The sequence below is a fragment of the Azospirillum sp. TSO5 genome, assembly GCF_003116065.1.
Classification (GTDB): Bacteria; Pseudomonadota; Alphaproteobacteria; order Azospirillales; family Azospirillaceae; genus Azospirillum.
The window spans coordinates 1-14,203 of the sequence record NZ_LGQY01000085.1 but is presented as its reverse complement, the minus strand read 5'-3'; the positions used below and the strand labels follow the sequence as shown (position 1 = coordinate 14,203).

Here is a 14,203-nt window from a genome sequence, read left to right as displayed (position 1 = left end):
GGAAAAACTGCGGCAAAAAAACTTTGCAAACATTCGCGAATAGGGTTGACCTATGACGGATGATTTGACTAATTTGCCCATCCCAGCACACGCCATCGGAGCTAAGCCGTTGTTATGAACGGCATCCCCTCCAGGCGGGGTTGGTGTTCCCAAGGAACCGGGTGCCCTAGAGGAGGCGCCCACATGAGAAGGTCGTGAGCGATGTCCGAACAGAAGCTGACCGGCGCCCAGATCGTCATCAAAGCCCTGAAGGATCAGGGCGTTGACATCATCTTCGGCTATCCCGGCGGCGCCGTACTTCCCATCTACGACGCGCTGTTCCAGCAGAACGACCTGAAACATGTCCTTGTACGCCACGAGCAGGCCGCGGTTCACGCGGCGGAGGGCTATGCGCGCTCGACCGGCAAGGTCGGCTGCGTGCTGGTGACCTCCGGCCCCGGCGCCACCAACGCGGTGACCGGCCTGCTGGACGCCCTGTGCGACAGCATTCCGCTGGTCTGCCTGTCGGGCCAGGTGCCGACCCACCTGATCGGCAACGACGCCTTCCAGGAAGCCGACACCACCGGCATCACCCGTCCCTGCACCAAGCACAATTACCTGGTGAAGGACGTCGACAATCTGGCCCGCACCCTGCACGAGGCCTTCTATGTCGCGCGCAGCGGCCGTCCCGGCCCGGTGCTGGTCGACATCCCGAAGGACGTGCAGTTCGCCGACGGCACCTATGTCCCGCCGGCGGAGGTCAAGCACAAGACCTACCGTCCGCAGGTGAAGCCGGAGATCGCCCGCATCGAAGAGGCGGTGGAACTGATCGCCAACGCCAAGCGCCCGGTCTTCTACACCGGCGGCGGCGTGATCAACGCCGGCCCCTTCGCGGCCAAGCTGCTGACCCAGTTCGTCAAGACCACCGGTTTCCCGATCACCTCCACCCTGATGGGCTTGGGCGCCTTCCCGGCGTCCGACAACCAGTGGCTGGGTATGCTCGGCATGCACGGCACGTACGAGGCGAACCTCGCCATGTACGAATGCGACGTCATGATCAACATCGGCGCCCGCTTCGACGACCGCGTGACCGGCAAGCTGTCGGCCTTCTCGCCGGGTTCGAAGAAGATCCACGTCGACATCGACCCCAGCTCGATCAACAAGAACGTCGCGGTCGACATTCCGATCGTCGGTGACTGCGGCGCGGTGCTGGAAGACATGCTGCGCATCTGGAAGGCGCGCGCCAAGTCGCCGGACAAGGCCGCGCTGAAGGAGTGGTGGGGCAAGATCGAGGGCTGGCGCGCCCGCAACTGCCTGAACTACAACCGCACCGAATCGGTCATCAAGCCGCAGTACGCGCTGGAGCGCCTGCGCGAAGCCCTGCGCGGCAAGGACCACTACATTACGACGGAAGTCGGCCAGCACCAGATGTGGGCCGCCCAGTTCCTGCCCTTCGACCAGCCGAACCGCTGGATGACCTCGGGCGGTCTCGGCACCATGGGCTACGGCCTGCCGGCCGCCATCGGCGCCCAGCTGGCCCACCCCGACGCCATCGTCGTCGACGTGTCGGGCGAAGCCAGCTTCCTGATGAACATGCAGGAGATCGGCACCGCCGTGCAGTATCGCGCGCCGGTCAAGATCTTCATCCTGAACAACCAGTATATGGGCATGGTGCGCCAGTGGCAGGAACTGCTGCACGGCTCGCGCTATTCCCAGAGCTACTCGGAAGCCCTGCCGGACTTCGTGAAGCTGGCGGAATCCTGGGGCTGCGTCGGCCTGCGCGCTACCACGGTGGCCGAGGTCGATCAGGTGATCGAGAAGATGCTGACGGTCACCGACCGCCCCTGCATCATCGACATCGCCGTCGATCCGAAGGAAAACTGCTTCCCGATGATCCCGGGCGGCAAGGCCCACAACGAGATCCTGTTCGGTCCGGACGACAGCCCGTCCGATGCCACGCCGGAAGACGGCATGGTGCTGGTCTGATCGGCTGACGACAACGAACGGGGGAATGGGTCTCATGGAAAACGCGATCGAAAAGCACACCATCGCCGTGCTGGTGGACAATGAGCCGGGCGTCCTTGCCCGCGTCATCGGGCTGTTCTCCGGCCGCGGCTACAACATCGAAAGCCTGACGGTGGCGGAGGTGAACAACGCCGAGCACCTGTCGCGCATCACGCTGGTCACCTCCGGCACCCGGATGATCATCGAGCAGATCAAGGCGCAGCTCGGCCGGCTGGTTCCGGTCCACCGCGTCCACGACCTGACCGACGAGGGGCCGTCGGTGGAACGCGAACTGGCGCTGGTCAAGGTGGCCGGTACCGGCGACCGCCGGATCGAGGCGCTTCGCCTCGCCGACATCTTCCAGGCCAAGGTGGTCGACGCCACCCTGACCAGCTTCATCTTCGAGCTGACCGGCACCACCGAGCAGGTCGACGACTTCGTCGGCCTGATGAGCCAGCTCGGCCTCGTGGAAGCCAGCCGCACCGGCGTGGTCGCCATGTCGAAGGGACCGGCGGCGTTCTGAGGCGCCGTTACCCGCGGAATAGCATTCTCCGAAAGATTGGGGCGGCAAAAACGCAAGGAAGCTTTGCGCGTTGCCGCTCCATCGAGCGATTGTTTCCCTTGACGGACGGCTTTGCTCAATGGAGTAATCCGCCGCAGGAAACGCACTCTGTCTTCGTTCGTTGCGAATTCAAGGAACCATCTCAATGCGCGTCTATTACGATCGTGATGCCGACGTCAACCTGATCAAGGGCAAGAAGGTCGTCATCGTCGGCTACGGCAGCCAGGGCCATGCCCACGCCCACAACCTGCGCGACAGCGGCGTGAAGGACGTGCGGATCGCGCTCCGCCCGGGTTCGGCCACCATCAAGAAGGCCGAGACCGCCGGCTTCACCGTGATGACCCCGGCCGAAGCCGCTGCCTGGGCCGACGTCGTGATGGTTCTGACCCCGGACGAGCTGCAGGCCGACCTGTACAAGGACGATCTGGCCCCGAACATGAAGCAGGGCGCCGCCCTGGCCTTCGCGCACGGCCTGAACGTCCACTTCAACCTGATCGAGCCGCGCGCCGACCTCGACGTGTTCATGATCGCGCCGAAGGGTCCCGGCCACACCGTGCGCAGCGAATATCAGCGTGGCGGCGGCGTTCCGTCGCTGGTCGCCGTGCACCAGAACGCCTCGGGCAACGCGCTGGACATCGCCCTGTCCTACGCCTCGGCCAATGGCGGCGGCCGCGCCGGCATCATCGAGACGACCTTCAAGGAAGAGTGCGAGACCGATCTGTTCGGCGAGCAGGCCGTGCTCTGCGGCGGCCTGACCGAGCTGATCCGCGCCGGCTACGAGACGCTGGTCGAAGCGGGCTATGCCCCCGAAATGGCCTACTTCGAGTGCCTGCACGAAGTGAAGCTGATCGTCGACCTGATGTACGAGGGCGGCATGGCCAACATGCGCTACTCGATCTCCAACACGGCCGAATACGGCGACTACCGCACCGGCCCGCGCATCATCACGCCCGAGACCAAGGCCGAGATGAAGCGCGTCCTGACCGACATCCAGGAAGGCCGCTTCGTCCGCGACTGGATGCTGGAATGCAAGGCCGGCCAGCCGTCCTTCAAGGCGATCCGCCGCCGCAACGCCGAGCACGAGATCGAGAAGGTCGGCGAGAAGCTGCGCGCCATGATGCCGTGGATCGCCGAGCGTCGTCTGGTCGACAAGTCGAAGAACTGATCCGGCGAAAGCCTGTCGGTTTGATGAAAAGCGCGTCCCTTCGGGGGCGCGCTTTTCATTTGGCGGTCAGGTGCTCGGGTGCGATGCCGAAAAAAGTCGTGAAAGCGTGAGTCCCAGCGTCGGTGATCGCCACCGCGCGGCTGTCGGGGATGCGGACGATCCAGCCGCGTTCGAGCGAACAGTTCAGAAGCGCCGCGCCCAGCCGCCCGGCCAGATGATGACGGCGCTCGCTCCAGTCCAGGCAGACCCGGCAAAGCGGCCGGCGGTGCCCGCCCACTTCGGGAATTGCGAGACCGAGTCCGCCCAGGAAATCACGGCCATTGTCGGTCACCAGGGCACTGCCATCGTCGAGGATCACGAACCCGCGCTCGTGCAGCGTGTCGGCCAATTTTGTGCCGAGCCGTCCCGCAAGGTGATCGTAGCAGGTGCGGGCGGTCCGCAGCGCCTCGTCCTTCGGGCCGGGCGGCCGGTGGCGGTGCGGTCCGGCGGCTGCCAGCGCCATCAGGCTTTCCATCGCTTGGGCGATGTCGGGGGAGGCCAACCGGTAATAGCGGTGCCGGCCCTGGCGCTCCACTGCCAGCAATCCAGCCTCGCTCAATTTCGCGAGGTGGCCACTGGTGGTCGGCGCTCCAACGCCGGCATGCCAGGACAGTTCCCCGGCGGTCAGCGCCTGCCCGCCCATCAGAGCGGAGAGGATGTTCGCACGCGCCGGATCGCCGATCAGCGCGGCGATGGTGGCGATGCCGTTGGCGGAGGCGGTGGGGAAGGGCGGGCTGGTCATGTCCATCAGTTTAGGTCGCTTCGCCAGACCCGTCAGCCGCCGACGTTTCGTCCACGGCCGAAGCGTTCGCGACGGTCTTCCACGTGCCGGGCTGGCATGGTGGGCCGGCTTGCAGACCACGGAGCCATCATGACCTTCCTTCCCGCCTCCGATACCCCGGCTTGGCAGCCGAACCTGCGTGTCGAACTTGCCTTGCTGCTGGCTCTCGCCACCCTGTGGGGCGCGTCCTACAGCTTCATCCGCATCGGTGTGGAAACGATCCCGCCTTTGACCTTCATTGCCGGCAGGACACTGATCGCGGGAGCGATCCTGCTGGTGGTCATCCGCTGGCGCCGCCTTTCGCTGCCACGCGATCCGGCGCTGTGGCGCCGTTTCCTGGTTCAGGCCTGTCTGAACAGCGTCCTTCCCTTCACCCTGATCGCTTGGGCCGAACAGACGGTCGATGCCGGAACTGCCGTCATCCTCAACGCGACCACGCCGATCTTCGCGTTTCTCATCACCCTTCTGTTCACCCGGCACGAGCCTTTGAGCACCCGGAAGGCGGTCGGCGTGCTTTCCGGTCTCGGTGGGACGGTTCTCATCATCGGGGTGGGGGCGGTGGATGGCATCGGCCGCGACCTTCTGGCGCAAGGCGCGATCGTCCTTGCCACACTTTGCTATGCCGGAGCCGCCATCTTCGGCCGCGTGTTCAAGGGACAGGACCCGGTCATGCCGGCCGCGGGAGCGCTGCTGTGCGGAGCGGCTGTCCTGTTGCCGGTCAGTCTGGTGGTCGACCGGCCTTGGACCCTGACGCCGTCCTGGGACTCGCTGCTCGCGCTCGCCGCCCTGTCGGTCTTCTCGACCGCTCTGGCCTTCGTTCTCTATTTCCGTTTGGTTCAAACCCTGGGATCGGTGCCGACCACTGCGCAAGCCTATCTGCGGGTGCCCATCGGGGTCGGGATTGGCGCACTTCTGTTGGGCGAGGCGCTGGAGCCGACCATGCTGGCCGGCTGTGCCGCGGTGGTGATTGGCGTGGCAGCGATGAGCATCCCTGCCCGTCGGCGAGGGTGAGCCCGGCGGAGCGATGTCAGCCCCGCGGCTCCGGTATTCCGCTCGGCGGCGGGGTTTCGGCGACGGCGGCGCGGCCGGGGTCGCGCTTCTGGGTTTCCAGCAGGATGTCGCGGGCGATCGGCGCCGCTGCGGTCGACCCGCCGCCGCCATGCTCGACGAAGACGGCGCAGGCATAGCGCGGCGCCTGGATCGGCGCAAAGGCGACGAACAGGGCGTGGTCGCGCTCGCGCCAGGGCAGGTCTTCGTTCTTCTTCACGCCGCTGTTGCGCTCGGCCATGGTGATGCGGCGGACCTGGGCGGACCCGGTCTTGCCGGCCATCTCGTACCCGACCTCGGTGATGCGCGACCGGTAGGCGGTTCCGTTGGGGGCGTTCACCACCTCGGTCATGCCGCGCAGCACGATGTCGAGATTCTCCTTCTTCACGCCGATGCCGGGCCAAGCGGTCTGTTCGCCGCTGACGGTCTTGATCTGCTTGGTCAGGTGCGGCTTGACCGCATAGCCGCCATTGGCCAGCCGGCAGACCATCACCGCCAGCTGCAGCGGCGTCGTCAGCACATAGCCCTGGCCGATCGAGGCGACCAGCGTCTCGCCCATGTCCCAGCCCTTGCCCAGCGTCGCCTTTTTCCAGGCGATGGAGGGGATCAGCCCGGCGCGCTCGTGCGGCAGGTCGATGTCGGTGCGGTGGCCCAGACCGAAGCGGTTGGACATCTCGGCGATGCGGTCGATGCCGATCCGGCGCGACACATCGTAGAAGAACACGTCGCAGGAATGGCGCAGCGCGCCGACGAAATCGACGGTGCCGTGTCCGCCGCGCTTCCAGCAGTGGAACCGGTGGTCGCCCAGTTCGAGGTAGCCGGGGCAGAACACCGTATGGCGGTTGCTGACCACCCCCGATTCCAGCGCCGCCAGAGCCGCCATCATCTTGAAGGTGGAGCCCGGCGGGTATTGGCCGACCACCGCCTTGTTGTTCAGCGGAGTCGCCGGGTTGGACAGCAACTCCTCCCACAGCTCGGCGCTGATACCCATGGTGAACTGGTTGGGATCGTAGCTGGGGTGCGAGCACAGGGCGTAGATGCCGCCGGTGTGCACATCCATCACCACCGCCGAGGCGCTGACCTCCTGCGACAGCCTTTCCTGCACGAAGCGCTGCAAGGCCATGTCGATGGTCAGCTGGATTTCCCGGCCCGACTGCCCCTCGTCGCGGGAGAGTTCGCGGATGACGCGGCCGACCGCATTGACTTCCAGCTGGCTGGTGCCGGCGGTGCCGCGCAGCACCTTCTCGTGAAACTTCTCGATGCCGGCCTTGCCGATGCGGAAACCGGGCAGGGACAGCACCGGATCGCTGTTGCCGCTCAGCTCCGCTTCCGATACGGCGCCGACATAGCCCAGGATATGGGCGGTCGCGTCCGCCTGCGGGTAATGCCGCAGCTCGCCCACCTCGATCGACACGCCAGGCAGATCGGGAGTGTTGGTCTCCAGCGTCGCCACCTGCTCCCAGGTCAGGTTCTCGCGCACGGTGACGGGCACGAATCGGCGTTTGCGATGCAACTCGCGCAGCACGCGGCGGCGGTCGCCGTCGGTCAGCGGCACGATGCGGGAGATCTTGTCGAGCGTCTCCTGGATGTTGTGGGTGCGTTCCGACACCACGACGACGCGATAGTTCTGCTCGTTGACCGCCAGCGGCACGCCGAAGCGGTCGACGATGTTGCCACGTGACGGAGCGATCAGCCGCAGGCTGATGCGGTTCTCTTCCGCCAGCATGGTGTAGCGGGCCGACTCGACGACCTGCAGGTAATACAGGCGACCGACCAGCGCGGACAGGCCGGCCAGCTTGATGCCGCCCAGCACCAGGGCGCGGCGCGCCAGCAGGCGGGAGCGGTCGGTGTCGCGATCGATTGAACTCATGAGATCCGTCGGGGCCCTTTACCCGTTCAGGAACGCGCGGTGGACGCGGATCAGCAGCCAACCCACCGCAGGAAACACAGCCACCGTCAGCAGGCCCTGGAACAGCGCCGGCAGGATCGACAGCGCGGCGGCGTCCAGCACCGAGAAGGCCAGCCATTGCAGCAGCACGGCACCCGCCATCACCAGCGTGAAGCCGAACCACAGCAGGGCGAAGGTGCTGGCCAGGAATACCCGGCGCTGGTTCAGCACCGCCCATTGGGCGACGACCAGCAGCAGCGCATTCACGCCGAGCGGTCCGCCGACCAGGAAATCCTGCAGCAACCCGATCAGAAAGGCCACCCCCGGACGCATCAGGTCAGGCCTGTGGATCGTCCAGTAATAGACCGAAACCAGCGTCAGGTTCGGCGCCACCGGGGCGTAGCCGGGCACCGGCACCGGAATCATGCCGACCAGCACCATCATCACCGTGACGGCGAAGGGCGCCAGATTGCGCCCGGTCTTGTCCACCTTCTGCCAGAAAGTCGCCGTCATATCGGCAATCCCCCGGTCGGCGGACTGTCCGTCCGGCTCACTTGCACATCCAGCTCACTTCGAGTCCGGCGACGGGTCCAGATCGGTGCTCGGCAGGCCGAAATCCACCAGACGCAGATATTCGACGCGCGACAGATCGGCGCTGGGCAGGACGCGAATGCCGCGTTCGCTGACCGCGGTCACCACGCCGACCGGCAAGCCGGGCGGGAACAGACCGCCGTCGCCCGAGGTCACCACCCGCTCTCCCACCTGGATCGGCGAGTCGGGCGGCAGGTACAGAAGCTTGGCCTGGTCGGAATTGTCGCCGGCCAGGATCGAGCGCTGGCGCGTGTTCGACAGGATCACCGGAATGCGGGCGTTGATGTCGGTCAGCAGCAGGACGCGGGACGACCATTCGCCGACCTCGATCACCCGGCCGACCAGACCGGCCCCGGCCAGCGCCGCCTGTCCCTTGCGCACCCCGTCGCGCCGGCCGGCGGTGACCACCAGCGTGCGGACGAAGGAACTGCCGGGCGTGGCGATGACGCGGGCGGCGATGTAGTTGACGGCCGGCTCCGGGCGGACGCGCAGCAGGCTGCGCAGGCTGTTGTTCTCCGCCTCCAGCCGCAACGCCGCCTGCCTCCATTGCAGCAGCCGGGCGTTCTCGGCCTTCAGCCGCTGGTTTTCGTCGAAGGCGTTCTCAAGCTCCACCGCGGACTCGACCGCGCGCGCCGCCGTCGCGGCGGGGCGGGAGATGGCGTCCAGGATGGGGGCGAAGGCATCGGTCACGCGTGCGCGGGCGCTGTCCACCGAAACGGACTCGATCTTGCCCACCATCATCAACGCGACGGAGGCCAGAACCAGCAGAAGGAAGGAGAAGCGCTGCGCAAGAGCCCGCAAAGGGGCGGCAAGGCGGATGACGGAGCCGGATGAGCGTGGCTTCACAGGAAATTCCCGTCCAGATACGCGGTCCGTCTCCGGTCCTCAGCAACCCGAAGAGGGATGCGGGACCGGAGGCCTTCCAACCAGGGATACACCAATCAGTAGGCGCTGACCAAGACGTTTCGCAGCGTCTTCATCTCCTCCAGCGCGCGGCCGGTGCCGAGCGCCACGCAGGAGAGCGGATCGTCGGCGATCGACACCGGCAGGCCGGTGGCGTGGCGCAGGACGAAGTCCAGGTTGCCCAGAAGCGCGCCGCCGCCGGTCAGGACGATGCCCTTGTCGACGATGTCGGCGGCCAGTTCCGGAGCGGTGTGCTCCAGCGCGACCTTCACCGCCTCGACGATGGCCGAAACGGGTTCGGCCAGCGACTCGGCGATCTGGCGTTCGGAGATGATCAGCTCCTTGGGCACGCCATTCATCAGGTCGCGGCCCTTGATCTCCAGGATGCGGCCTTCACCGTCCTCGGGCGGACAGGCGGAGCCTATTTCCTTCTTGATCCGCTCGGCGGAGCCTTCGCCGACCAGCAGATTGTGGCTGCGGCGGATGTAGCCGATGATGGCCTCGTCCATCTTGTCGCCGCCGACGCGGACCGAGCGCGAATAGACGATGCCGCCCAGCGACAGCACGGCCACCTCGGTGGTGCCGCCGCCGATGTCGACGACCATCGACCCCGTCGGTTCGGTCACCGGCAGCCCGGCGCCGATCGCGGCGGCCATCGGTTCCTCGATCAGGAAGACGCGGCGGGCGCCGGCGGCCTCCGCCGATTCCTGGATCGCCCGCCGTTCCACCGCGGTCGAACCCGACGGCACGCAGATGATGACCTGCGGACTGGCGAAGCTGCGGCGGTTGTGAACCTTGCGGATGAAATGCTTGATCATTTCCTCCGCAACTTCGAAATCGGCGATGACGCCGTCGCGAAGCGGCCGGATGGCCTGGATGTTTCCGGGCGTGCGGCCAAGCATCATCTTCGCCTCGTCACCGACGGCGAGGACCTGCTTTTTGCCGCGCACATTGGCGATGGCGACGACGGACGGTTCGTTCAGGACGATGCCGCGGCCCTTGACATAGACCAGGGTGTTGGCCGTCCCCAGATCGATCGCCATGTCGGCGGACAGAACGCCGAGCAGTTTGGAGAGCATGGAGCTGACGAACTCTATCAAAGCGGTTGAGACGGCCGAGCCGGCGGACTGGCATAGCATGCCCGCCAACGGTTCCATAGTCGAATGCGCCCGCACGCTCAAGCGGAGAGTGCGCCCGGCAGCCCTGATACCTGCCGCGAAGACAGCCTCCGGAGGACCGGTGACCGCCGCGGCGCGGTGTCTGGTGATCGGGACATTGGCGGGTTAGGGTTAATATTCCGTCAACGGGCAGAAGCCCTACGGTCAAGCCCGTTCCGATCCGCCGACGGCCCGGCAAGCCGGCGTGACCGTAGAGTGTCTATCCCTGTCGATGATGCGCCGCAATGACCTTTTGCCGGCCCTTCTTTCCGGTTCAGTGTTGATCCGTTGCAGATTTGGGGCCGGACTTCGCGGCAGGGGCGTGGTGCCCCTCCAGCCTGTCCATGCAGGCGAGCAGAACGCCGGAAATCACGAAGGTCATGTGGATGATGACCAGCCACATCAACTCGTCGCGGGAGGTCTGCGCCAAGTTCATGAAGGCCTTCAACAGGTGAATGCCCGAAATGGCGACGATCGAGGCGATCAGTTTCAGCTTCAGTCCACCGAAATCGACCTTGCCCATCCAATCCGGCCGGTCCTCGTGATTGGCGACATCGATCTTGGAGACGAAGTTCTCGTAGCCGGCGAAGATCACCATCAGCAGAAGGTTGCCGGCGAAGGACATGTCGATCAGCGTCAGCACGGCCAGCAGCACGTCCTTCTCGCTCATTTCCAGCACATGCGGGACGATATGCAGGATCTCCTGCATGAACTTCACCAGCAAGGCGCCCAGCGAGATGACCAGCCCGAGATAGAAGGGGGCGAGCAGCCAGCGGCTGGCAAAAATGATCTGTTCAAAGCGGCGTTCGATCATGGCGGGTTCGGCACGTCGTTGAGTGAGGGAGAAAGCGCGGACTCCACACATGTGTCGCAATGCTGCGCCGCAAAATCAATCAGGCAGTTTCCGGAGTGGCAAGGGGGAGCGGGAACCGGCTTTGGTCATAGAGCCTGGGGCCATAGGGCTTGGAGTCATACGGATTGTCATCGTACCGTAACGTCCGGGCGCTATGGTGAGGGCTTTGCAGAAGACCGCCGGGAAGGGTTTGGCGACCATGAAGACCTCCGCTCCGCACATCGTGTCCGCGTTCGAGGACGCGCTGAAGCGGCTGAAATCCGCCATCGTCCAGATGGCCGGCGCTGCGGAGACGCAGATCGACCAGGCGCTGACCTGTCTTGCCCAGCGCAATCCCGAGCTTGCGCGGGAAATCGTGGAATCGGATGCGCGACTCGACTCCTTCGAACATGACATCGAAGCCCACTGCATGCGCCTGCTGGCCCTGCGGCAGCCGGTTGCCGACGACCTGCGCGAGGTGATCGCGGCGCTGAAGATCGCCGGCAATCTGGAACGGATCGGCGACCACGCCGCCAACACCGCCAAGCGGGCCGTCGCCATCTTCAGCCTGCCCGATGCCGGATCGATGGCGGGGCTGCCGCAGCTCGGCCGGCTGGTGCGCGAGCGCCTCAGCGCCGTGATCGATGCCTATGTCGACAATGACGGCGAGGCGGCCCTGCGCATCTGGCGCACCGACGACGAGGTGGATGCCCTCTACACCAGCCTCGTTGCCGAGGTGGAACGGTCAGCATTGGCGGCGCCGGACCAGTTCACGGCGCACATGCACCTGATGATGATCGCCAAGAACCTGGAGCGGATCGGCGACCACGCCACCAACATCGCCGAGGTCGTCTATTTCGTCAGCACCGGCGAAGCCCTGCTGGACGAGCGCCCGAAGGCCGACCATTCCTATGATCCGGTGAGCTGAAACGGCGCTGCGCCGCAAGGCATAAGGCCATCGTGCGGCGCCTCACCGCGCCTATGGGGGATGGTAATTCCGTCGCGGAGCGATCACGTTATCGAAACGATGCTTCCGTCGCCCGCACACGAGACAAATCCCACCTGATGACCGACGACCTGATCCGCCTTTATGCCGCCATCCTCGACCGCCAGCAGATGGATCCGGCGCATTCCAAGACCGCGCGGCTGATCGCCGCCGGCCCGAAGAAGATCGCCAAGAAGGTGGGCGAGGAGGCGGTCGAGGTTGCGCTGGACGCCATGAACGAGGATCGCCAGGGCGTCATCAACGAAAGTGCCGACCTGCTGTACAACCTGTCGGTCCTGTGGGCGACGCTGAACATCCATCCGGATGACGTCTTTGCCGAAATCCGCCGCCGCGAGGCGCTCTACGGTATTGCCGAAAAGCTGCCGAAGACGGCGGCGGAGCGCTGACGCCGACACCCCGGCCCTCAAGCCACCCCCAACTCCTGCAGCAACGGCAGGCGCCGTTGCAGGAAGGCCGCATGCCGGCGCGCCAGTTCCGCGCGGTTGGCGTCATCCCCAACGCAACGCTCGCCATCGCGCCCCAGCACGATGCCGTCGGCTGACAGGTGATTCCAGGCGAAGGCGGCCGGCTCATCACCTTGCCGTGCGGCCAGCAGGAACAATGCCTCGATCCGCGACACCGGCACGCCGGCGCCCAAAAGGGGCGAGGCGAGCTGCCCCGGCGTGTCGCCGAAGCGATGGCGTTCCAGCACAGCGGCATTGAAGCGGTCGCTTGAAGTCTTCCGTTCGGCAAACCCCTCGCCCGGCATGACCGGCGCCGCCAGTGACAGGCTGGTCAGCAGCACCAGCGCGCGCAGCACCGCCTCTTCCCCCTGCGCCGCCAGGGCCGGCCGGGCGAGCAGCGCGTCCAGGCTCTGCGGCCCCTCGGCCAGCGCCTCGCCCAGTGGCTGGTAGAGCGCCCGCCGGAAGGGCAGGCGGCCGACGGGCGTGGACGCGACCTCCGGCAGGTCGTCGGCGGCCACCAGAAGCGCGACACGGGTCTCGCCCAGCAACGCGCGGCGTTCGGCCTGTCCCAGCCGTTCGCCGCCCTTCACGAACAGGTCGCGGCGGAAACTGCGGTTGGTCATCACGTCGTGCAGGGTCTCCGCCTGGGCGGGGTCGCGCGCCTCATCTGCCAGCGCCTGTTGGGCGGGGGAGAGGGTGAGGTCGTGCAACTGCTCCATCGGCACGGCGGCGCCGGCGAACTCCAGCTTCGCACCGGCCAGCTCGCGCGCCACGTCGGCATGGTAGAAGGCGGTCCAGTCCCCGTTCAGATATTCGTGGGCGATGTAGTTCGGCGATTTGTGGCGAAGCTGCTCGATCCGCTCCACCACGCCCTCGGTGTTGGCGAACCAGCCGCCGCCTTGCGCCGCCATCCGCGCGGCGAACTCCACCGCGCGGGCGATGCGGTCGGGCAGGGGGCCGTCCCCTTCGGCGCAGCGCTCCACCAGCAGGCGGCGCAGCGGCATGTGGGGGAGCGTGCCGGGCAGGGCGTTGTAGCTGACGAAGACGACACCGCCCGGCGCCAGCCGGCGACGCAGCGTGTCCAGCAGGATCGCGCGGTTCTCCCCGCTCACCCAGGACCAGACGCCGTGCAGGGCGACCACGTCCAGCATTGGGGCGTCGCGGCGGGCGTACTCGGCGAAGCTTTCCTCCAGAAATTCCGCATTGGTCAGCCCGGCGTCGGCGGCCAGCCGGCGGACGCCGGCGATGTGGGAGGGGTTGAAGTCCATCGCCTCGAATCGCGCTGCCGGATAGGCGCCGGCCAGCAACGCGCTGGTCAGTCCATGGCCGCAGCCGGGCTCCGCCATGGTGAAGCTGCCGCGGCGCAGCGCCTCGGGCGGGCGCCAGCCGCGCAGCGTCAGGGCGAAGCAGAGCAGGGCCGGCGACCAGTCGCGATAGACGGCGCGGATATAGTCGATGCCGCCGACATAGCCTTCGGTCCAGCCGCCCATCCCTGATCTCCCGTTCCGATGCCCGTTTCGACTGCGCCGGTGTAGCCGCCGGGGCAGGAGTCCGGCCACCGAAAAGCACGCGCCAAAAAATTCACATGGGGTGCGATTTTGCTATCGACAGGTCAAAGGCCCTTCGCTATAAACCGCGCCACACCGGCCGGGACAACGGCTTGGCCGGCGCGATGAACAGTAGGCTGATTTCAGCAAGGATTTCAGCCAGGTTCACCGCAGCAAGAGATGGGCGCATAGCTCAGTTGGTAGAGCAGCTGACTCTTAATCAGCGGGTCCAAGGTTCGAGTCCTTGTGCGCCCACCAT

General features: G+C 66.2%; 13 protein-coding genes and 1 tRNA gene. 7 read left to right on the top strand and 7 right to left on the bottom strand.

The genetic code is table 11. The features are described from left to right. The first annotated feature begins 201 nt into the window (after positions 1-201). The 3 genes from TSO5_RS21370 to ilvC all read left to right on the top strand — a co-directional run bounded on the left by TSO5_RS21370 (position 202) and on the right by ilvC (position 3,710). On the top strand, positions 202-1,965 hold the full coding sequence (locus tag TSO5_RS21370; RefSeq protein WP_109153448.1) for an acetolactate synthase 3 large subunit: 1,764 nt from the start codon (positions 202-204) through the stop codon (positions 1,963-1,965). 34 nt (positions 1,966-1,999) lie between these two features. Beyond that, positions 2,000-2,506, top strand: a complete 507-nt coding sequence (gene ilvN / locus TSO5_RS21365; protein ID WP_109074020.1) for an acetolactate synthase small subunit — start codon at positions 2,000-2,002, stop codon at positions 2,504-2,506. A 184-nt stretch (positions 2,507-2,690) separates the two neighbouring features. Beyond that, a complete protein-coding gene (gene ilvC, locus TSO5_RS21360) occupies positions 2,691-3,710 on the top strand; it encodes a ketol-acid reductoisomerase (protein WP_012974735.1) in 1,020 nt (339 codons plus the stop codon). 55 nt (positions 3,711-3,765) lie between these two features. Here ilvC and TSO5_RS21355 read toward each other — a convergent pair whose 3' ends face one another. After that, complete coding sequence (locus TSO5_RS21355) at positions 3,766-4,497, bottom strand: helix-turn-helix transcriptional regulator (protein ID WP_109153447.1); 732 nt, start codon at positions 4,495-4,497, stop codon at positions 3,766-3,768. A gap of 123 nt (positions 4,498-4,620) precedes the next feature. On the opposite strand from TSO5_RS21355, the gene TSO5_RS21350 reads away from it, so the two are divergent. After that, positions 4,621-5,541, top strand: a complete 921-nt coding sequence (locus TSO5_RS21350; protein WP_109153446.1) for an EamA family transporter — start codon at positions 4,621-4,623, stop codon at positions 5,539-5,541. Positions 5,542-5,557: 16 nt separating this feature from the next. Here TSO5_RS21350 and mrdA read toward each other — a convergent pair whose 3' ends face one another. The 5 genes from mrdA to TSO5_RS21325 form a co-directional block, all read right to left on the bottom strand. Next, complete coding sequence (mrdA, locus tag TSO5_RS21345) at positions 5,558-7,447, bottom strand: penicillin-binding protein 2 (protein ID WP_109153445.1); 1,890 nt, start codon at positions 7,445-7,447, stop codon at positions 5,558-5,560. A gap of 18 nt (positions 7,448-7,465) precedes the next feature. Further along, positions 7,466-7,978, bottom strand: coding sequence for a rod shape-determining protein MreD (mreD, locus tag TSO5_RS21340; RefSeq protein WP_085089967.1), 513 nt, complete (start codon positions 7,976-7,978; stop codon positions 7,466-7,468). 54 nt (positions 7,979-8,032) lie between these two features. Then, positions 8,033-8,902, bottom strand: coding sequence for a rod shape-determining protein MreC (gene mreC / locus TSO5_RS21335; protein ID WP_109153444.1), 870 nt, complete (start codon positions 8,900-8,902; stop codon positions 8,033-8,035). Between the two features lie 95 nt (positions 8,903-8,997). Beyond that, positions 8,998-10,038 carry a rod shape-determining protein gene (locus TSO5_RS21330; protein ID WP_012974729.1) on the bottom strand — a complete coding sequence of 347 codons (1,041 nt, stop codon included), beginning with the start codon at positions 10,036-10,038 and terminating at the stop codon, positions 8,998-9,000. A gap of 352 nt (positions 10,039-10,390) precedes the next feature. Further along, entirely contained in the window at positions 10,391-10,930 is a 540-nt protein-coding gene (locus TSO5_RS21325) for a TIGR00645 family protein (RefSeq protein WP_109153443.1), read from the bottom strand. Positions 10,931-11,168: 238 nt separating this feature from the next. Here TSO5_RS21325 and phoU point away from each other — a divergent pair, with 238 nt between their 5' ends. After that, positions 11,169-11,876, top strand: coding sequence for a phosphate signaling complex protein PhoU (phoU, locus tag TSO5_RS21320; RefSeq protein WP_085089964.1), 708 nt, complete (start codon positions 11,169-11,171; stop codon positions 11,874-11,876). A gap of 137 nt (positions 11,877-12,013) precedes the next feature. Then, positions 12,014-12,340 carry a phosphoribosyl-ATP diphosphatase gene (hisE, locus tag TSO5_RS21315; RefSeq protein WP_085089963.1) on the top strand — a complete coding sequence of 109 codons (327 nt, stop codon included), beginning with the start codon at positions 12,014-12,016 and terminating at the stop codon, positions 12,338-12,340. A 17-nt stretch (positions 12,341-12,357) separates the two neighbouring features. Here the strand turns inward: hisE and TSO5_RS21310 are convergent, their stop codons facing one another. After that, positions 12,358-13,887 carry a class I SAM-dependent methyltransferase gene (locus tag TSO5_RS21310; protein ID WP_109153442.1) on the bottom strand — a complete coding sequence of 510 codons (1,530 nt, stop codon included), beginning with the start codon at positions 13,885-13,887 and terminating at the stop codon, positions 12,358-12,360. Positions 13,888-14,126: 239 nt separating this feature from the next. On the opposite strand from TSO5_RS21310, the gene TSO5_RS21305 reads away from it, so the two are divergent. Then, positions 14,127-14,202, top strand: a tRNA-Lys gene (locus tag TSO5_RS21305). Position 14,203: the final 1 nt, after the last annotated feature.